The 19,743-nt window shown below is 57.3% G+C and carries 19 protein-coding genes and 2 pseudogenes; 7 read left to right on the forward strand and 14 right to left on the reverse strand.

The features are described 5' to 3' along the window. Position 1 precedes the first annotated feature (1 nt). Positions 2-556, reverse strand: coding sequence for a UbiX family flavin prenyltransferase (locus tag H1B31_RS01065; RefSeq protein WP_185980551.1), 555 nt, complete (start codon positions 554-556; stop codon positions 2-4). Continuing rightward, the gene (gene serS / locus H1B31_RS01070; protein ID WP_185980552.1) at positions 553-1,824 is read right to left on the reverse strand and encodes a serine--tRNA ligase; all 1,272 of its coding nucleotides are present in this window, start codon (positions 1,822-1,824) and stop codon (positions 553-555) included. Before serS ends, H1B31_RS01065 begins: the two co-directional genes overlap by 4 nt. Positions 1,825-1,959: 135 nt before the next feature. Between serS and H1B31_RS01075 the strand changes: the two genes are divergently transcribed. Then, positions 1,960-3,066 carry an A/G-specific adenine glycosylase gene (locus H1B31_RS01075; protein WP_185980553.1) on the forward strand — a complete coding sequence of 369 codons (1,107 nt, stop codon included), beginning with the start codon at positions 1,960-1,962 and terminating at the stop codon, positions 3,064-3,066. Between the two features lie 64 nt (positions 3,067-3,130). On the opposite strand, the gene hutW is transcribed toward H1B31_RS01075, so the two are convergent. The 3 genes from hutW to H1B31_RS01090 form a co-directional block, all read right to left on the reverse strand. After that, entirely contained in the window at positions 3,131-4,783 is a 1,653-nt protein-coding gene (gene hutW, locus H1B31_RS01080; RefSeq protein ID WP_185980554.1) for a heme anaerobic degradation radical SAM methyltransferase ChuW/HutW, read from the reverse strand. Next, on the reverse strand, positions 4,780-5,280 hold the full coding sequence (locus H1B31_RS01085) for a flavodoxin family protein (protein ID WP_009439972.1): 501 nt from the start codon (positions 5,278-5,280) through the stop codon (positions 4,780-4,782). Before H1B31_RS01085 ends, hutW begins: the two co-directional genes overlap by 4 nt. A gap of 355 nt (positions 5,281-5,635) precedes the next feature. After that, positions 5,636-6,415 carry a DUF134 domain-containing protein gene (locus H1B31_RS01090; protein ID WP_185980555.1) on the reverse strand — a complete coding sequence of 260 codons (780 nt, stop codon included), beginning with the start codon at positions 6,413-6,415 and terminating at the stop codon, positions 5,636-5,638. 135 nt (positions 6,416-6,550) lie between these two features. Here H1B31_RS01090 and H1B31_RS01095 point away from each other — a divergent pair, with 135 nt between their 5' ends. Then, positions 6,551-6,775: a hypothetical protein gene (locus tag H1B31_RS01095; RefSeq protein ID WP_037345697.1), complete on the forward strand. Its 225-nt coding sequence runs from the start codon at positions 6,551-6,553 to the stop codon at positions 6,773-6,775. A 71-nt stretch (positions 6,776-6,846) separates the two neighbouring features. Here H1B31_RS01095 and H1B31_RS01100 read toward each other — a convergent pair whose 3' ends face one another. Then, entirely contained in the window at positions 6,847-8,157 is a 1,311-nt protein-coding gene (locus tag H1B31_RS01100) for a class I SAM-dependent methyltransferase (RefSeq protein ID WP_226372117.1), read from the reverse strand. Between the two features lie 105 nt (positions 8,158-8,262). Between H1B31_RS01100 and H1B31_RS11320 the strand changes: the two are divergent. Continuing rightward, a pseudogene (locus tag H1B31_RS11320) lies at positions 8,263-8,387 on the forward strand (secretion protein HlyD). A 188-nt stretch (positions 8,388-8,575) separates the two neighbouring features. Then, positions 8,576-8,929 carry a hypothetical protein gene (locus tag H1B31_RS01105; RefSeq protein ID WP_009439997.1) on the forward strand — a complete coding sequence of 118 codons (354 nt, stop codon included), beginning with the start codon at positions 8,576-8,578 and terminating at the stop codon, positions 8,927-8,929. Between the two features lie 10 nt (positions 8,930-8,939). Here the strand turns inward: H1B31_RS01105 and H1B31_RS11325 are convergent. Then, positions 8,940-9,047 (reverse strand): annotated as a pseudogene (locus H1B31_RS11325) (secretion protein HlyD); the annotation flags it as partial. Between the two features lie 128 nt (positions 9,048-9,175). On the opposite strand from H1B31_RS11325, the gene H1B31_RS01110 reads away from it, so the two are divergent. Beyond that, positions 9,176-9,916: a hypothetical protein gene (locus H1B31_RS01110; RefSeq protein ID WP_185980556.1), complete on the forward strand. Its 741-nt coding sequence runs from the start codon at positions 9,176-9,178 to the stop codon at positions 9,914-9,916. 61 nt (positions 9,917-9,977) lie between these two features. Here the strand turns inward: H1B31_RS01110 and H1B31_RS01115 are convergent, their stop codons facing one another. The 5 genes from H1B31_RS01115 to H1B31_RS01135 are packed head-to-tail and all read right to left on the reverse strand — an operon-like array spanning position 9,978 to position 14,106. Next, the gene (locus tag H1B31_RS01115; protein WP_009439999.1) at positions 9,978-10,742 is read right to left on the reverse strand and encodes an amino acid ABC transporter ATP-binding protein; all 765 of its coding nucleotides are present in this window, start codon (positions 10,740-10,742) and stop codon (positions 9,978-9,980) included. Between the two features lie 12 nt (positions 10,743-10,754). Beyond that, a complete protein-coding gene (locus H1B31_RS01120) occupies positions 10,755-11,462 on the reverse strand; it encodes an amino acid ABC transporter permease (protein ID WP_185980557.1) in 708 nt (235 codons plus the stop codon). Further along, positions 11,446-12,204, reverse strand: a complete 759-nt coding sequence (locus H1B31_RS01125; RefSeq protein WP_009440001.1) for an amino acid ABC transporter permease — start codon at positions 12,202-12,204, stop codon at positions 11,446-11,448. Before H1B31_RS01125 ends, H1B31_RS01120 begins: the two co-directional genes overlap by 17 nt. Before the next feature lie 18 nt (positions 12,205-12,222). After that, the gene (locus H1B31_RS01130) at positions 12,223-13,083 is read right to left on the reverse strand and encodes a transporter substrate-binding domain-containing protein (RefSeq protein ID WP_185981197.1); all 861 of its coding nucleotides are present in this window, start codon (positions 13,081-13,083) and stop codon (positions 12,223-12,225) included. Positions 13,084-13,098: 15 nt separating this feature from the next. Next, a complete protein-coding gene (locus tag H1B31_RS01135; RefSeq protein ID WP_185980558.1) occupies positions 13,099-14,106 on the reverse strand; it encodes a uroporphyrinogen decarboxylase family protein in 1,008 nt (335 codons plus the stop codon). A 222-nt stretch (positions 14,107-14,328) separates the two neighbouring features. Between H1B31_RS01135 and H1B31_RS01140 the strand changes: the two genes are divergently transcribed. Both H1B31_RS01140 and H1B31_RS01145 read left to right on the forward strand, forming a co-directional pair. Then, positions 14,329-15,483, forward strand: a complete 1,155-nt coding sequence (locus tag H1B31_RS01140; RefSeq protein ID WP_185981198.1) for a trans-sulfuration enzyme family protein — start codon at positions 14,329-14,331, stop codon at positions 15,481-15,483. A gap of 5 nt (positions 15,484-15,488) precedes the next feature. Next, complete coding sequence (locus H1B31_RS01145; protein WP_185980559.1) at positions 15,489-16,658, forward strand: MalY/PatB family protein; 1,170 nt, start codon at positions 15,489-15,491, stop codon at positions 16,656-16,658. A gap of 55 nt (positions 16,659-16,713) precedes the next feature. Here the strand turns inward: H1B31_RS01145 and H1B31_RS01150 are convergent, their stop codons facing one another. Both H1B31_RS01150 and H1B31_RS01155 read right to left on the reverse strand, forming a co-directional pair. Further along, positions 16,714-17,733 carry an endo alpha-1,4 polygalactosaminidase gene (locus tag H1B31_RS01150; RefSeq protein ID WP_185980560.1) on the reverse strand — a complete coding sequence of 340 codons (1,020 nt, stop codon included), beginning with the start codon at positions 17,731-17,733 and terminating at the stop codon, positions 16,714-16,716. Positions 17,734-17,749: 16 nt separating this feature from the next. After that, positions 17,750-19,741, reverse strand: a complete 1,992-nt coding sequence (locus tag H1B31_RS01155) for a peroxidase (protein WP_226372118.1) — start codon at positions 19,739-19,741, stop codon at positions 17,750-17,752. Positions 19,742-19,743 lie beyond the last annotated feature (2 nt).

The raw sequence follows: 19,743 nt of genomic DNA on the forward strand, positions 1-19,743 counted from the left end.
GTTACCTCCAACGTGTGAAAAGCTCCGCCTCGATGCCGAGGCGGTCGAGTATCTTTCCCACCATCATGTTGACAAGATCGTCCAGTGTCTCAGGACGATGATAAAAGCCCGGTGCTGCGGGCATGATGACCGCGCCCGCGCGTGCAAGCCGCAGCAGGTTCTCGAGATGAATCTCGTGCATGGGCGTCTCGCGCGGCACGAGGAGGAGCCGCCGCCCCTCCTTCAGCGTCACGTCCGCCGCACGCGTGAGGAGATCATCCGTCACGCCGTGGGCAATTGCGCCCGCGGTCTTCATCGAGCAGGGCAGGACGACCATTGCGTCCATACGAAACGAGCCGCTCGCAATCGCCGCGCCCACATCCGCATTCGGGTAGAGAACATCAACGCGCCGCGTGAGCTCCGCCTCCGCAACGCCGCATTCGTAGTCCAAGACGCGCAGCCCGCTCGCTGTAACGACTGCGTGCACCTCAATGCCCTGCGCACGCAGTACATCGATCAGGCGGAGGGCATAGATACTGCCGCTCGCGCCCGTGATGCCGACGACGAGGCGCTTCATCGAATGACCGTGACGCCGCCCATATACGGGACGAGCGCCTTCGGCACGAGGACGGAGCCGTCTGCCTGCTGATTGTTCTCGAGGATTGCCGCAACCGTGCGGCCGACGGCAACGCCCGAGCCGTTCAGCGTGTGGAGGAACGCCGGCTTTGCCCCACGCTCAGGACGATACTTGATATTTGCGCGGCGCGCCTGATAGTCCGTGCAGTTCGAGCAGGACGAGATCTCACGGTATTTATCCTGCGCAGGCATCCAGACCTCGATATCATAGGTCTTTGCCGAGGTAAAGCTCATGTCGCCCGTGCAGAGCTGCACAACGCGATACGGCAGTTCGAGCGTTTTCAACACATCCTCCGCCGCCTCCACCATCGTCTCGAGCTCGTCCCAGCTCGTCTCGGGCGTGACAAATTTGATCAGCTCCACCTTGTTGAACTGATGTTGACGGATCAGCCCGCGCGTGTCACGTCCCGCACTCCCCGCCTCTGCGCGGAAGCACGCTGTATAGGACGTATAGTATTCGGGCAGCTGCTCCGCGTCCAGAATCTCGTCGCGGTGATAGTTCGTCGTCGGCACCTCTGCCGTCGGCACGAGGTAGTAATCGAGCCCTTCGAGCTTGAACATATCCGCCGCGAACTTCGGCAGCTGCCCCGTCCCGACCATGCTGTCGGCGTTGACGATGTACGGCGCAAGCATCTCCGTATAGCCGTGCTTCTCCGCGTGGAGATCCATCATGAAGTTGATGCACGCGCGCTCAAGGCGCGCTCCGAGTCCCTTGTAGAACGTGAATCGCGCACCCGTGACCTTTGCCGCGCGCTCCGCATCGAGCACGCCGAGTCTCTCGCCGATGTCCCAATGTGCCTGCGGCTCGAAGTCAAATGTGCGCGGCGTGCCCCAGCGGCGCACCTCGGGATTCTCCGTATCATCCTTGCCGATCGGCACGTCGGCTTTCGGCATATTCGGAATCTGCAGCAGGAGGTCGCGCAGCTTCGCCTCCACCTCGCGCAGATCCTCGTCGAGCGCCGTGATCTCATCGCCGAGAACGCGCATCTCCGCGACCACATCGTCTGCACTCTCACCCGCCTTCTTGCGCACGCCGATCTCCTTCGAGACGGCATTGCGGCGCGCCTTCTTCTCCTCGACATCCTGCAAAATCGTGCGGCGGCTCTCCTCAAGCGCCGTGAACGACGAGAGATCGAGAGAATTGCAGCGGTTCTTCAGCATTTCCTGCACCGCAGGCAGATTCTCGCGCACGAATTTCATATCCAACATGTGAAATCACTCCATCAATATAATTTGTTATCTGCTATCATAGTACAAAGCCCGCCTTTTGTAAAGAAAAGCCCGCTTCTTCATCCATGTTTCACACAGACATAGTAAAATCGAGACGAAAAGGAGAGCTTTTTAATGAAAATTTTACCGTGGTCGGGTGATTCCATCTTTCCCGCCCTCTGCAATACACTGCTTGCGTGGCGCAAATCCGCCCCCGACGTGCGCGACCTGCCGTGGCGCGACGAACCGACGCCGTATCACGTCTGGATCTCCGAGATCATGCTCCAACAGACGCGCGCCGCCGTCGTGCGCGCCTACTATCTGCGATTCCTCGATGCACTGCCGAGCGTCCGCGACCTCGCCGCCGTGGATGACGATGCGCTCATGAAGCTCTGGCAGGGGCTTGGCTACTACAGCCGCGCGCGCAACCTCAAACGCGCGGCGCAGGTGATCGTCGCAGAGCATGGCGGCGTCCTGCCAAATGACTTCGACGCGCTGCTCGCCCTTCCCGGCATCGGTCGCTATACAGCGAGCGCGATCGCATCGTTTGCCTACGGTGCGCCGCGCCCCGCCGTAGACGGCAACTTCCTGCGCGTCGCCACGCGTGTCACGGCGAATCCCATCGACATTGCAAAGGACGCGACGAAGCGCGCGCTCGAAGCCGCACTCATGCCGTCCTATCCGAGCGGCAAGGACGCAGGTCTCCTCAACGAGGCATTTATGGATCTCGGCGCGACGATCTGTCTCCCGAACGGCACGCCGCTCTGCCACGCCTGCCCCACTGCACGCCTCTGCCTTGCGCATGACCGCGTTGCAGAGCAGGACTATCCCGTCAAAACTGCACTCAAGGCGCGCCGCAAGGAACAGCGCACCGTCCTCCTCCTCTCCTGCGGCGAGCAGATCGCCATACGAAAAAGACCCGCGAAGGGTCTCCTCGCGGGTCTCTGGGAATACCCGAATCTGGACGGCAAACTCTCGAAGAGTGCCGTGCGCACGCATCTCGAGTCGGAGGGCTATCATGTCCTCGACATCGCACCGCTCCCGCCCGCGCGCCACATCTTTTCACATATTGAATGGAGTCTGACGGGCTGGGCGGTCAGCGTCGCAGAATGGAACGAACCGCCGCTGATGGCGGCAGAGGAGATAGACGGCGCGCCCGCCCCACTTCTCTGGGTGCGCCGTGAGGAACTTGCGGACAAGTACAGCATCCCCGCCGCATTCGGTTATTTTACACCGCAATAGCAGCATACAGGAACAGCCCGTCAAGATGCCAATGCATCCTGACGGGCCGTTTATCTATAATATATTACACAGCTTTTCCAAGTTCACGCGCGGAGGTGCGCATGACGGTATTGAGGTCGGGGGCGGAGTCGCCTGCGGAGCGCTCCTTCTCCCGCTCTTTTTCGATGAGGTTCTTGAGCATCTGCATATGTGGATGGTTCTCCATCTCGGGCGTGGGTTTGCCCGCGAGCGCCGCCGCCATCTGCGGAGGCATCCCGTCCGGGAACATTGCCTCGAGCATGGAGCGCACAGATTTCGGAATCATATCCTGCAGGGCGACGTTTTCCTTGCGGAGCTTTACATCGTCCTCCTGCGTGAGTGCATACGCCTCGAGGAAGCCCTGGATGAGGTTGTCATGCCAGAACTCGCCCGCGAGCGTCAGGCGGAAGCCTGTCGCCGTGCGCGTGACGAGACCGTTCTCCTCCCATGCGGAGAGAAGCGGTGCAAGCTCCGTGAGGAGGTCGACGCCGTATTTCTTCTCGAAGAACGGCGCGTAGAGGTACCCGTGCTCGATCTGATCGCCGATCTCGCTGTGCATGCGGTGTTCATCCGCCTGCTCGCCCATGAACTGGAATGGCTTCGAGCCCTCCTCGACCATCTTCTCATACGGTGCAAGCGCACCGTGGTTGCGCCACATGAACGAGCCAATAAAGCCGCCCGCACCCGAGCCAAAGGCGAGCACATCGTTGCCGCGCTTTGCCAGTGTGTTGTAAAGGCTGCGCTCGCGGTGATCCGTCGTCCAATGCGTCGTGTCGATGCGGCGTGCCATCGGGTACTCCGCGACAATCTCAAGCCCACGACGAAAGTATTCGGACTGCTCCTCCGTCGTCGGGAGCATGGGCAGATCACCCGACTCGATGCGGCGTGCCAGTTCGCTCGACGGGAAGACGTTGAGCTGGTAGAGGTCGCCGCCCGCAATCCCGATCTCGAACTGCGTGCGCACGTCGTTCTCCCAGACCTCCATCGACTGATAGGGCAGCCCATAGATGAGATCGGCGATGACGACAGCGCCCTGCTTCTCCACCATGCGGCGGAGCGTTGCGATAACCGTATCGCGGTCGTCGATGCGCCCGATGGACTGACGGACGCGCGTGTCAAAGGACTGCACGCCGAGGGAGAAACGGTTGATGCCCGCGTTCAGCGCCGCCTCGACCTTGCTCTCCGAGAGGTCATGAATGCGTCCCTCGAGCGTGATCTCACAGTCGCTCGTGAGCGGCAGACGCTCGCGCACAGCGCGCACGAGGCGCGAGAGATCGGCGTCAGAGAGCGCCGTCGGCGTACCGCCGCCGAAGAACACCGCCTGAAAAGGCGCGCCCTGCACATACGGTGTATCCGCCGCCGCATCCAGCTCGTCGAGAAGCACATCGACGTAGTGATGCGCCGCCTCTTCGCGCGTGAAGTTCTGGAAGAAACCGCAGTAGCTGCATTTCTTGTCGCAGAACGGAATGTGAATGTAGACGGCGCGCTCATCGGCGGGATCGGGCGTCGTGTTCATCAGTTCCTGCCAGACACTCGCGTGCTCCGCCTTGTCCATAATCATGCGCTTGCCGCCCGCACCTGGGTGCACAACACGCTTCTTCGTAAAGGCACAGCCGAGCGGATTCGCCGACTTCGTGCCGAGCAGCCAGCCGCGTGCTTCCTCGGGGAGACCCGCGAGCTTCGTTTCAAACGTATTCATGCCAGTGCCTCCTTTGCCGCCGCAATCACCTGTGCGAAGTCATTTTCATCGGGGTGGCTTGCCGCCGCCGCATAGCGCGCCGCATTCTCCTCGGTAAACGCATGCACATTGTCCTTCGGCATGCTCTTGAACATCTCGATCAGCATCGGGTCGATCGCGCCCTGCACGAGAATTGCCCCGAGAATCTCATTCGATGGATCGAAGAGTGCGCGGATGTTCGCAATGCACTTCTCCGCGTGCTCCGAGTCCGGCTCCGCGCCGAGCGTGCCATAGAGGAAGACGCGCCGTCCGCGCAGGCTCTCGATGTACTTCTTCGCACCTGCGTCCGCCGTTCCGCGGTCGATCCACGTGCCGACGCAGAGATCTGCGCCCTCGGGCACCGCCGACGTATCCTTCACGCTGTGGCAGGTCGCGCCGAGCGCCTCCGCCAACTGCTTTGCAACCTTCTCTGTATTCCCCGTGCGCGAGGAGTAGATGACAGTAACTTCATTCGCCATAATTCATTCTCCTAAATATATCAATGTGAATATCATCTTTGCTTGATTCATATAATATAACAGCACATCTAAAAAATCAAGTGCTTTTGCAAAAATCATAAATAATAATTATGAATCAAATTCATGTTTGTGGATTTATCCACCGTCACTATAAATATCTATATTCTTTCTCAATTATATTCTCAACTATAGCATTCTTATTGAGAAAATCACATTCATATTTTCTTCAGAGTTCACGATCTTCAAATTTTTATAGTTTATCTTATATGTATTCACAATTTCTCTTTACATATAATTTTTCATTATGAAAAAGCAACAAAAAACACCGCCGAAGCGGTGCTTTCCTATGATGATCTCAGTGCGCGCCGTGCTCGCCATGCGCGTGGTGATGTCCGCAGTGTCCGCCGTGCTCTCCATGTGCATGGTGGTCGCCATGACCGCAGCCATGTTCACCATGCTTGCCGTGCTGGTGACGGTGCTTGCATTTGCCGCCATCCGCATTCGGCACGAGCGTCCCCGCGAGATGCTGCTTCACAGCCTCATCCGCATCCCCCTTCACGCCCGAGACGAGCTGGATGCCCGCCTCGGCAAGCGCCGTCTGTGCACCCGCACCGATGCCGCCGCAGATGACGAGATTCGCCTGCGCTGTGTGAAGGAACGCCGCAAGCGCGCCATGCCCCTCGCCGACCGTGTCCACAATCTCCTCAGCCACATCGGTTGTAACATCGTAGAACTTAAACTGCTTCGCCCTGCCGAAATGCTGCTCGATCTGACCGTCTGTATATGGTACTGCAATTCTCATTGTATGCTCTCCTTTTTCTTTCATACGGGGCATTGCCGCCTCCTCGATCTCATACACGCCGCCCGCAATGCGGATGCGCTTCCCGCAGACGATTGCGTCCGCGAGCTTGTATCGTGCGGACTCGTAGATGCCCGTCACCGTCGCGCGGGACACGCCCATCGTTGCGGCGCATTCCTCCTGTGTCCGACGGCAGTAGTCGATCTGTCGGATCGTCTCGAACTCGTCCAGCCCGAGAATGACGGTCTCATCCTGCTCCTCCTCCGCATCCTCCGGCGCAAAGCTCCAAAAGTCCGGATAGCTGCATATGCGTCTGCATCTCTTTGGTCGCGGCATAGCCCCTCCATTTCTGTCATATGACAGTTATTATATTAACAAAGTTTTCGGCATATGTCAATTATCTCTTTTCTCAGCTTGACAAGTATGATAGTATAGAGGTAAGAATCCATTATATTTTGGGAGGAAATGGTTATGAAAAAGATGATTGCAGGACTATTTGCGGGGCTCATCCTCGCCACAGGTGCACAGGCAATCGCCTATGGCTGCGAGGACGGCGCATGCGAGCTGCCGCAGCGTCAGAACACTGCGTACTGCTACGATAACGGCGGCGCATACTGCTACGGCGACCGCACACAATCGGAGCGCAGTGAGCGCACATATGCACGCGGCGGCTGCGGCTGCGCGCGCGGACGCTGAGCGAGCGAAGAGAGAAAAGACGGGTCTGACGGAGAAAAAACCTCCGATCAGTCCCGTTTTTTACGCAGATATTACCGTTTTACAAAAATGACAGTGCCCTTGGTGACGGAGATCAGTTCCGCCGCCATGCCGATGCGGTTGATGTGCTCGGCGTACAGACTGTCGTCGTCGGGCACCTTGCGCGCCGTAATCCGTGCAATGCGTGCACAGACCTCGTAGGCATCCAAGGGACAGTCACGATAAGATTCTCCAAATTGCTCTGGGTTCAGAGAGGTCTCCAAGTCCTCGAGAATGTAGACACCGCCGCTTGGCAGCACGTCAAAGAGCGTAAACAACGCCAGAAGCTGGTGGCTCACAATGTGGGACGCGTCATCAATGATGATCTGCGGTCGAATTTCCTTGAGTTTTGCAACCCGTTCCGGATCGGAAAGATCCGCTTGGATAATATGAATACGCTCATCTGCATACTGACTGCAACGATCCGCAATGTCAACACCATAAATCTCTGCATATGGAAAATATTCCTGCCACATACGCAAGCTCGCACCATTGAATATGCCGAGTTCAAGAAGTCGTGTCGGCTGCAATCGAAATTTTTCCAGAAAAAAAGCATATTTATTAAGATAGTTATGCTCCATACTGCACTTGTCCGTGCGATATTTCAGACCAATGGCATCAAGCATTGAAAGGCCATCAAAATATCCTCGCGGCAATTCATCGTCAATGGTGACGTGCTCTCCACGCTTCGTATTAAACAAGGTGACTGACGAAACGGTATCTATCGACTCACCTCGTACAAACATCACAGCAACGAGGCCATTGCCTTCATCAACAGCAGTCTTCTCTGGGATGCAATTATGAAACAAGTCCTCCAGTGACTCTAGATCATAACGCCATATATCCTCATAGGTGTGTAATTCTCTCCGCGCCGAAATATCATGTGGCGTCCTTGCTGTCACAAAAATCTTTCCACCCACATGACATACCTCTTGCAGCTGTCGAACACCTTCACGAATATTTCGAGTCTTCTCCATTCCACTAAGAACGATAATTAAGTCATAGCGAAGCGCACCGATTGCCTCCTCCGTATCGGTAAGATCGCAAAAAGAGTCCTGAAAATAGGGGTCAAACAGCATGACATTATCACATCGTGCCGCGCCTAAGTGGAGCAATCGCTTATTTAGCAGAGGGGCATAGTTCCCCCCCGAAATGTACGAGCCACCGACAACAAGGCAATTCTTCCCGATAATGTCTTTCTCTTGAAACACATCGTGTTTCCATAAATATTCGACAAATGCCTCTCCCATCAATAACATATCCATCCGCTCCCTTAATTTTTTCATACAAACATTTTTCGGAAACAGCAATCCAATGAACTTCATCCCTATAGGTCTTCATGTATTCTACTTTTCCTTGCTTGCATCCAGCATATCATTTCTTAAAATTAAGGAATCGCTGATAAAATGAAGTCCGTCAGATTGGCGTAGATTTTTCGTCCGATTGAGGAGGCAAACCGGACGCAGAGTGATGCTCTGTGGAGGATTTGCCGACAAAAATCGGGCAAAAAAGATGCGCTAAGATGGCGGTGCTGAATTTATCAGTGCTTCCTTAATATCGTATTTGTCATTTTTTGTATGAAGGATACTGCCAAAAATTGTACCGCGAAAAACTGGATTTGACAAGACACTGTACGAAGCCCCTGCCTCCACCTCATAAACAAGGCAGGATACGTACAATCGATGTTGAATAATTAGTGTATCCTACAATCTTTCCACAATCAAAAATGAAAGAGAGAATGCGATGCCTGCACAAAAGACAGTTCTCAAACAAAAAGAAGTACCGCCAACGAAGCCGCTTGCAGGGTGGAAAAAGCTGCTGCTCGCCCTGTTCGGCAGTTATCTCGCGGCAAAGTTCTTCGGCATCCTCCTGCCCAATGTCAGCGCCGCGGGGCTGTCCTCTCATGCGGACAAGGACAATCAGGCATTCCCCTCAAACAATACCACAGATGAGTATTCGGATGATACGTGGGACTATCCTGCTGAAGACAGATATGAGGACGAATACATCTATGAGAAAGATGAGCCTGTAGACGACCCGCTCTATGACGATTGGGATGATTGGAATGAGGGCTATGATGACGATCATTTCAGATGAATCGGCTTATTTAAGGAAGCACTGATAAATTCAGCGTCGCCATCTTAGCGCATCTTTTTTGCCCGCACTTCGTCGGCAAATCCTCCACATAGCCTTTGCTATGCGTCCGGTTTACCTCCTAATTCGGACGAAAAAATCTACGCCAATCTGACGGACTTCATTTTATCAGCGATTCCTTAATATGATAGCATAAACCTCGATAATACTATTGGATAGACTTGTATTCCACGGATTGGAGCTGGTGAAATGGGCACAATGCAGATTTCGAGCAAGCCGCCGTTCCTGCACGGCGAGAATGCGGCGAGCAAAGCACAGAACGGAAAGCCAAGTACAGTGGCGCAGGTGCTGAACCATGCGGTCGAGGTCTATATCAGCGCAAAGGGGAAGTCCCTGAGCGAGAGCGCCGAGATGGAGGAGGATCTGACGCCTGCCGAGGCGGCGCTTGCGGCGAATGATAAGGAGCTCGCCGACAAAAAGGCAAAGAAAGCACAGGCGGCGGAAATCGAGCAGCGCATTCAGACAGATACAAGCCTCACGGACGAGGACAAGGCAAAGCTGCAAAAGTGCGCAGATGAGTTGAAGCGCGCGGGCATGACGGACGAGGACAAGCTGAGCGAGCTGCACGGCAAGGTGGAGAAACTCGACAAGCTTGTGACAGATGATGTTGTCACTGGCGAAGACATCCGAGAAATCGAAGGACAGCGCAGTCTGTACCAGTCGCAGATTGGTCGTCTGGAATCCGAGATGAAGGCGAAAGAGCACCACAATATGAAGCTGCGCGGTCAGGCGATCCAGGAACGGGCTGATCGTGATGCAGAGATCACAAAGGCGCAGGAGAAGGAGCGAGCAGAACTCGAGGCATTGCAGCCAGGTTCTCTGTCCGCACTCGCCGCGCTGAGGGAATACCAAAAGACCGCCGCTGGAAAGAAGAATGCGGATCGGAGTATGGTCGTCGTTCCAACGAATAAGAATGCGGCGGATGCATAGGAATTTTTGACATGAAAACGAGGTTGTTGCACAAAAGCGACAACCTCGTTTTCATATGTATTCAGATCAGTGCTGCTGGCTCATACTCCTCGGGGAGGACGCGGCGGAGGAAGCGGCGCGTACGCTCCTCGCGCGGCGCGGTAAAGATCTCGTGCGCGCTTCCCTCCTCGACGATGACGCCGTCCGACATGAATATGACGTGCGTCCCGACCTCCTGCGCGAACTTCATCTCATGGGTTACAACGATCATCGTCGTCCCCTCCTCGGCGAGTGTCTTCATGACCTGTAAGACCTCGCCCACAAGCTCGGGATCGAGCGCGGATGTCGGCTCATCAAAGAGGATGACATCAGGCTTTGCGGCAATCGCGCGCGCGATGCCGACGCGCTGCTGCTGACCGCCCGAGAGCTGCGACGGGTAGTAGTCCGCGCGGCTCTCCATGCCGACCTTGCGCAGTGCTTCCATCGCGATCTCATGCGCCTCGCTCTTCGGAATCCCGCGCCCGACGGTCAGCCCGAGGGTGATATTTTCGAGTGCGGTCTTATTCGCAAAGAGGTTGTAGTTCTGAAAGACAAATGCCGTCTTCTTCCGCACATCTGCAATCTCGCGATCCGACGCCTCCGCGAGCGATACCTGCATCCCGTGAAAGTCCATCGTCCCGCCGTCGGCGCGCTCGAGGAAATTGAGGCAGCGCAGGAAGGTGGTTTTGCCCGAGCCGCTGGGACCGAGAATGACGACGACATCCCCCTTCTCGACGCTGAGGCTGACGTCCTTTAGCACCTCGGTTTCTCCGAAATTCTTACGCACATTCTGAACGTGCAGCAGCATATGCACCCCTCCTTAATTCTGACCACGGAATGCCCCAACGCGCCGTTCCGCCGCCGCGAACAGCAGCTGAACAATGGTGCAGAGCACGAGATAGACGATGAAGACATCGAGATATGCCTCGATGTAGTTGTAGCCATAGGACGCGGCGATCTTGCCGACCGCCATGATGTCCTTGACCGTCATGAGGAACGCGAGCGACGTACCCTTGATGAGGTTGACCGTGATGTTCGCAATGCTCGGCAGCGCCACGACGAGCGCCTGCGGGAGGATGACGTGCAGATAGGTCTGAAACGCCGTCAGCCCGCCCGCGAGTCCCGCCTCAAGCTGTCCCTTCGGAATTGCGAGCAGTGCCGCGCGGAACGCCTCCGTGAGGAGGGCAATCGTGTTGATGGTAAAGATAAAGACGGCGTAGTAGAATGGATCGACCGCCTCGAATATATTGATGTCCAGCCCCAGATCGCGAACGATCTCGTTCACAATGCTCGGCAGGAGACTGTAAAGCAGGAGTATCTGCAAAATGAGCGGCGTTCCGCGCACAAAGGAGACATAGCCGCGCACGAGTCGTCCGCCCACGCGCGCCCCGCGCACGCGCAGGACAGCGAAGTAGAAGGCGACGGGTGCCGCGAGGAGAAGCGAGAGCGCCGTCAGAGAGAGAGTCACACCCGCGCCCTGCCAGACGAGCAGGAAGGTTTCCTGCATGAAGTCAAGATCCAGCTCCAACTGCGTCCCCTCCTCCCATTTCCTGCCCCTTCGCTACGGCGGAGAGGCTCGTCCCTACATCCAGCCGCTTCTCGATCCAGCCAAAGATCTGCTCGAGCACGAGGACGAGCACCCAGTAGATCAGCATGGCGGCGAGATAGACCTCAATGCCGTACGCCCCGAAGTTCTGTGCGATGATGAGATTGCCCTTGCCGATGAGGTCGATCAGCCCGATGGTATAGGCGAGCGAGCCCTCCTTCAGCAGGTTGATGGTCGCATTGCCGAAGTTTGGCAGGGCGACAATCGCCGCCTGAGGCAGCATGACGTGACGGAACGCCTGGAACGGCGTCAGTCCCGCGCTCACCGCCGCCTCGTACTGTCCGCGCGGCACTGCCTTATATGCCGCACGGAACACCTCCGAGATGTACGCGCCAAAGAGCAGGGTGAACGTGATGATCGCAAAGACGGCACGGTGCAGCCCGTTCATATCGTAGTCAAATACGGCAAATGCGAGTTTCGGCAGACCGTAGAACACGATGAAGAGCAGGACGATGGACGGCGTGCAGCGCATGACGTAGACATAGCTGACTGCCGCCCATCGCAGGGGTGCGGTGCCGCTGAGATTCGCCCATGCGAGCGCGCCGCCGAGCAGCGAGCCAAGTGCGATGCTGATGAAGCCCACGAGAAGGGTTACATCGAGATATGTGAGGAGCTGCGGCAAAACCTGCCCAATCATCCCTATGTCAAATGCCCGTGTTTCCATCCCGTGTGCCCCCTCTCATTAGTTTAGATATGCAGACAGACTCTCCCCGAAATATTTCTGCTCGAGCTCTGCAATCTTTCCCTCGGCGCGCAGCTCCTCGATCGCCTTGTCATACTCGTCCGCAAAGGCCTGTTCCTTCTTGTTGAAGATCGGATAGGTCGGAATCCCCTTGTAGCGGATGTAGGTCAGTTTGTCGCTGAATGCGTGGTAGGGGGCATCCTCCTTCTCGATGTTGTTCTTATAGCTCAGTTCGACCTCGAGGTAGCCGTCATAACGCCCCTCCATGACCCAGCTGTATGCGTCCGCATTCTGGAAGGACTCGGACGAGGTCAGCTTGATCTCATTGCCGGGGTTCTCCTTGTTGTATGTGTCAATGACCATATAGCGTGCGTCCTGCGGCGCGATCGGCACGAGCTTGCCGCTGAACTTCGCAAAGGACGGGAGATCCACAATCTCATTCGCCGTGTCCTTGCGGATCGCAAGACCGATCACGCTTGCACCGATATTGTTCTGCGGGAAGACATACTTCTTCTTGCGCGCGTCCGTAATCCAGATGCCCTTCGTGCCGACCGTGTACTTGCCCGACTCTACGCCGATCAGGAGATCGTCATCCGAGGTCGGCACGAATTTGAACTCGTACTGTGGCAGCTTCTTCGCTACTTCCTTCATCACAGCGACCTCGAAGCCGTCCGACTCACCTTGCTCATTCACATAGTCATAGGGGACATAGTAATTCGTATGCGCGACCGTGATCGTCTTCTTGCCATCTGCGGACTTTGCGCCGTCTGCGCTGTCCTTGCCGCAGCCCGCGAGCCCTGCGGCAAGTGCCGCTGCGAGGAGGCCCGTGAGTGCCGCCTTGCCGATTTTCTTGAAGTCCATCATACTTCCTCCCTGTCAGACAGCGCCTGCTGCGCTGCGTACCCAGTCAAAACGATTCCAGTCAATATCACGCGGAACGGTGCAGTCCGCACCGAGGAGGACGCCTGTGCGCCCTGCCGCCGCAAGAATGCGCGCCGTCTCCGCCTCAACCTCTGCGCGTGTGCCGCTGTAGAGGATATCCGTTGCAAGGTTGCCGAACCCTCCGAGGAGAGCGTGCGCGGGGAAGATCTTGCGTCCCTCTTCGAGCGGTACACCCTCGACCACCGCCGCCCAGTTGATTGTCTTTGCATCGTAGTCACGATACCACTCGAGCTCGTTGCGATGCCCCGCATAGCCGCAGATGTGGAGGATATTGTAGGGGCTTGCCGCATTCGCGACGCGCAGGATCTCCTTCTCGCCCGGCGCGAACACCTCCTCATAGACGGCGCGGTCTGCGCCCTCGCCGACGAGGTTCTGCAGGCTGAAGTAGATTCCCGTCACGCCCGCCTCGCGGATGATGCGGTCGGCGAGCTTCGCGAGATCGGCGGAGATGACGTCGAACGCAGCCTTCACCGCCGCCTTGTCTTCGCGCACGAGGCGGGCGAGGAATGCCTCATCCTCGGCGAGTGTGCCCGGCTGCATGAACTTGATCGTCGTGCCCGCGCAGAAGAGATTGTAGAATGTCGCGATGTCACTGCCGTAACGCCGTGTAATCTCCTTTGCATAGGCGACCTGCCGTGTAAAGAAGGGATGATCGTCGGGCAGCGGCTGAACCTTCGCCAGCTCCGCCGCCGTCTTCGCCTTCTGCACGACGGGATTCGGATAGGAGAAGAAACCGTCCGTCATAATCTTGACGAAATCCGGCTGTGCCTCCTCGATGAAGCGAAGCTCTCCGTCGAGCACCTTCTTCTCGAGTTCGGGATGCGCGTATGCGTCCGCGTGAATCTCATCGTCGAGGAAGTGGAACCAGAAGCCCGCAGGCACGCGCTCCACGGGTTTACAATCCATCGCGTTCAATACCAATTCTTTCTTTGAGATTGCCATATTATCCCCTTCTTTTTTTACACCTATAGCATATCTTGCATATATGTTTTTCTTGCACATATCATACAGGTAAATATCTTAGTTGTCAAGTATGTTTTATATATTTTCTTGTTGACACGAAATAGAGGGGCGCTTATAATTGATGAAAACGTAGCGCATACACGAGGCACACCTCGCGATGAACGCACCTGCAACAAGAAAGGGTCTGAAGGAGGACATATGATGAAAGATTTTTCTGCCGAGGTGCATGGCTGTCACCACTATGACGCAACGGGCGCACTCACAACGCCCGTCTATCTGTCCGCGACGTTCCGCCATCCCGCATTTCGCCGGAGCACGGGCTACGACTACGGACGCATGGCGAACCCGACGCGCAGCGCGCTCGAAGAGGCGATTGCACTCCTTGAGGGCGGAGGGCGCGCGTGGGCACTCTCTTCGGGCATGGCGGCGATCAACCTCGTCTTTGCCCTATGCAAAGCGGGCGATCACGTGCTCCTGCCCGAGGATCTCTACGGCGGCACGGTACGTCTTGCAAATGACATCTACCGCCGCTACGGCATCGACTTCGAATATATAGATATGCGCGACACCGCACACATCCGCGCAAAGATGCGGAGAGAAACGAAGATTGTCTTCGTTGAAACACCGTCGAATCCGATGATGTTCGTCACCGACATTCGCGCAGCAGCAGAGGTCGCACACGCATATGGCGCACTGCTCGTCGCGGACAATACATTCCTCTCACCGCATTTCCAAAAGCCGTTGCACCTCGGCGCGGACATCGTTCTCGAGAGCGGCACAAAGTACCTATGCGGCCACAACGATGTGATCTGCGGCTTCCTCGCTGTAAAGGATGCGGACTCCGATCTTGCAAGGGAAATCGAGCTCCTCGTAAAATCCGAGGGGCCAAACCTCTCTCCGATGGACTCGTGGCTCATGCTGCGCAGCCTGAAGACGCTCGGCGTGCGCGTCGAGCGTCAAGCGGAGAGTGCGCTCACCATCGCCCAGTGGCTGCGCACACTGCCCATGGTCACGGATGTCTACTATGTGGGTCTCCCCGATCACCCGCAGCACGCGCTCCATCAGTCCCAGAGCACGGGCTGCGGCGGTATGATCTCATTCAAAGTGAAAACGCCCGCCATCGCACAAAATGTTCTCGCGCATCTGAGGCTCATCGCATTTGCCGAGAGTCTCGGCGGCGTCGAGAGCCTCCTCACCTATCCCATCGTGCAGACACACGCGGAGATGCCGAAGGATCTCATTGAGCGCACGGGACTGGACGACCGTCTCCTGCGCCTCTCCGTGGGGCTTGAGGACGTGGAGGATCTGAAGGAGGATCTCGAACAGGCACTCAAGAAGGCTACTCAGGAAGGATAATAAATATGCCCATCAACTTTGACGAAATCATCGACCGCAGGAACACCTCCTGTCTGAAATACGACTTCGCCGCTGAGCGCGGCTACCCTGCAGACATTCTGCCATTCTGGGTCGCGGATATGGACTTTCGCACGCCCACCCCTGTGATTGATGCGCTGAAAGCACGCGCAGAGCACGGCATCTTCGGCTATACGCAGGTGAAGGACGACTATGTCATCGTCCTTCAGAACTGGTTCCGCACGCGCCATGACTGGGCCATCGAGCGCAGCGACCTCATCATCACGCCCGGTGTCGTCTTTGCCATCGCAAACGCCATCCGTGCATTTACGAAAAAGAGCGATGCTGTACTCATTCAGCAGCCCGTCTACTACCCGTTCGCGAACATGATTCGCCAGAACGAGCGCATCCTTGTCGATAGCCCCCTCCGCCTCATCGAGGGGCACTACGAGATCGACTTTGAGGACTTCGAGCAAAAGGTCATCGAGCACAGCGTCAAACTCTTCATCCTGTGCAGTCCGCACAACCCCGTCGGACGTGTCTGGACGCGTGCGGAGCTCGAGCAGCTCGCCGCGATCTGCCTGCGCCACAACGTCATCGTCGTTGCGGACGAGATTCACGAGGAGTTCGTCCGCCCCGGCTTCCGTCACATCCCGTTCGCCGCGATCTCCGATGAGGCGGCGGCGATCACCGTCACCTGCACCTCGCCAAGCAAGACCTTCAACCTCGCGGGCCTTCAGATCTCGAACATCTTCATTCGGGACAAGGAGCTGCGCCACCGCTTCAAGGAGGAACTGAGCCGCACGGGCTACGACGAGCCGAACACGCTCGGGCTTGCGGGCGCAAAGGCAGCGTACGAGTATGGCGCAGCGTGGCTCACGGAGCTCCTCGCCTATCTGGAAGAGAACAATGCACGCACAAGGGCATTCCTCGCGCAGCACCTCCCGAAGGTGACGCTCATCGAGCCCGAGGGGACGTATCTCCTCTGGCTCGACTTCTCCGCCTATGGGCTTTCGGATGAGGAACTCAACGCAAAGATCATCCGCGACGCGTATCTCTGGCTCGACGACGGCCCCATCTTCGGTGCGGGCGGCAGCGGCTTTCAGCGCATCAATATCGCCTGTCCATGGGCAACCCTCGAACAGGGACTCAAAAATCTCGCCGAGGCATTTGCCTAATATCGCACAAAAAATGGGAGACACCGCATCTTCACGGTGTCTCCCATTTTTATGTTCATTCATTTTCTCTAAAATACTGCCACGCGTCCATAACATCAAGAAACGCGCCGTCGAAACCCGCCGCCATAATCATATCGAGGTAGGCGTTTGGGCTGCCGTAGAGGAGATCGTGCCACTCCTGCGACCAATAGCGTGCCTTGTAGCTGCCCGGCCACTCCGGGTTTGCCCCCGCGAGCCAGTGCGGACGCTCATTCGTCCACGCGCTCTGCCAGTAGGGGCGATAGTCCGCCGCCTCGCCGACGCTCATATATGAGAGGAGGAGGCGCTGCCCGCCGTGCGCCTTGCGTTTCAGCCGCGCGGTCTCCTCGCGCGTGAGCGGACGGTCATCATAGTAGAGGTCGACGATGAGGAGATCGTAGTTCGTCGCCGCAAGCGCGTTGATGTAGGATTCACGTGTCTTGAAATGCTCGGGATTCAGCAGCACGAGGAAATTCTTCACCTGTTTTAACTGCGTGACATCGTCCGCATTCTCGTGCATTGGACGACGGTCGGGAATTACATTGAGGAGGCGGTCGCCGCCGTCGGCGACATAGCCCTCCGCAGCGCCCAGCTCCTGCACATGTCGGAGCTTCTTGCCCTTGACATAGTCGAGGACAAAGACCTGCTTGCCCGCGAGCAGCGGCTTGCGGAGCATTGCCGCGAGAAATTCATCTGTCTCGCTGTCATGGCGCTCCGCCTTCTCCCCGTCCTCTTCGTAGCCGTCATAGAAGCGAGACTCCATAAAAAATCCGTCAAGCGCACGAATGAGGCGTGCGACATTCTCCTCCGAATTGTATTCTGTCACCTCGAGGAGCCCTGTGGGACCGTTGCCGACAAGGAGGAATGTGGGGATGCGCCCCCGTGCATAGACGCCGAGCTGCTCCGTGAGATCGACCATCGCCGTCTCCGGCGTGAATGCCTTCTCCGTTGGAGCGCCCTGCACCGCATCGCATGCCGCATGCGGCAGCTGCTGCAGCCCAAATATCCCCGCAGCTCCCACGAGAAGCGCCGCAACGCCCTTTTTGATCTTTCCCATAAGCCCTCCTGTGTTTTTACAAGCTCTCCTGATACCAGAGGATAAAGCCCCAGCCGTTGTAGCCAAAGCCACCCTCATCACGGCGGACATAGCGCTCCGCCTGAAAGGTGAAATTCCTGCGCTCCGTGATCTTCCACTCCACGCCCGCGACGAGGGAACGGCGGCTGAATCCACCGCCCGTATTGAGTGCCGTGCGCAGCGGATCAGAGGTGTTGTTGACGTGCGCATAGTGCGCCATGAGCTGCCACGTGAGTTTATCCGAGATACGGTGACGCACCCCGAGCCCATAGTACTGGCGCGCAACCGACTGCGAGGTGATGCCGCTCGCCGCCTCGGTCAGGGCGTAGATGGTATAGAATTGCAGCTCGTTCTTCTTCGAGATCTGCTGATTGTGAAAGAAGCGCAGCTCCCACTCATCACCGTCACGATAGTGGTTCTTTCCCGTAATCGTGCCGTTGTCCGTATCTGCCGCATCCTGCTCGGAGTGCTCAGTGGAGCTATGGTAGAGCTGCACCATGTACTGCCTCTTCTCTCCCGCATGGAGATATTCCACTTCCTGTGAGAAAATATTGCCCGGCGAGACATGTGCGCTCGGCACTTCCTTCGCGTAGTCATAGCCACTGCGCATGGCGTAGCTCAGCCGCCCCGTCAGGTGGTCACGCTCGGTGATGAGATGGACAACCTCAATGCTCGGAATGTACTGCCATCCTGCACCAAAGTCCGTAAAACGCGCAAGCCCCTCCGGCACAACAGCATAGCGTGCAAAACGACTCTGCCCCGTCGGTACATTCAGCGCAAAGCCATAGTTGACACGATTGACCTTTTTCTCGTTCCGCAGTGTAACACTCAGCTGCGTATCTGTCCATCCGGAAACGCTGCCGTTCTCATAGCCCGTATCCGACTTCACGTAGCCTGTCGAAAGCCCATAGTCCAGCTTCGTCCTGCCCGCATGGGTGCGTGCGAAGTAGGAGAATGGCAGATAGAGCTGATGCCCCGCATGGTCGCCATGCCAGGCATAGTATTCGAGCCCCGTCTGATAGCCCTTGCCCTCGCCGAGGTACTTCAGCGCGTGCTCGCTCTGTGCGAGCTGCTTCTGTGCCGTCACCTCGTCACGCGCAGCCTCGGATGCCCACGCCCGTGCCTCGCGGTCGTAGTTCTCCGCCTCGACGCGGTCGCTCTGCAGCTGTGTGAGATCTGCCGTGCTCGCGGTCAGTTCCTGCTGATATTCCGCAACCAATTCGCGCGCGTCGCGCTCGGCATCCTCCGCCATCTCACGTGCCGCCGTCAGCGCGTCAAAATGTACCTCCACAGCATCGAGTGCCGCCTGCGCCGCCGTCAACTGCGCCGAGATGGCATCGATCTGCGTCGTACCGCCTTCCACCCCCACGCCAACAGAACCGCCCGCCAGTGCCGCCTCAACCATGATCTGCGCATCCATGATGCGGTTCTGCTCATAGCCGACTTCGCTGAGAACGCGTGCGACGACCTCCGCGCGGCGAGAGCCGGCGGCACTGCCTGTGCCCGTATCCGTGAGACGACTCTCCTGCGCACTCAGCGCGTTGACCTGAGCGCGCTGTGCATAGACCTGCGGCGCATAGTCCGCCTCCGCCTGCTGTGCGGCGATCGCCTCTGCCGTGCGTGCTGCGCTCGCCTCCTCGGCAACTGAGAGGGCAGTACGGACAGCAGCAAGATGGTCCTCGGCAGCTCTGAGATTCTGCCCGACGAGGACGATGTTTTTCGCCGCATCTTCCGTTGCCGCGCGCGCCTCCGCGAGATTTGCACGCGCATTCTCGAGATCGGTCTTCACCTGTGCGAGAGCGTTCACCGCTGCATGATAGGAGCGGATCTCCGCCTCCACATTCGACATATAGGAAAAGTAGCCCGGCACATCATGCAGCGTGTCGTGACTCGCTGCCAGTGCATCGTCCGCCATCGCCCCGAGGCAGAGCGCGCACACCGCCGCAGAACGCAGGAGGGCATTGCGGCGCTGCAGCGCCTTTCGCATCATCC

Source organism: Selenomonas timonae (assembly GCF_014250475.1).
GTDB lineage: Bacteria > Bacillota > Negativicutes > Selenomonadales > Selenomonadaceae > Centipeda > Centipeda timonae.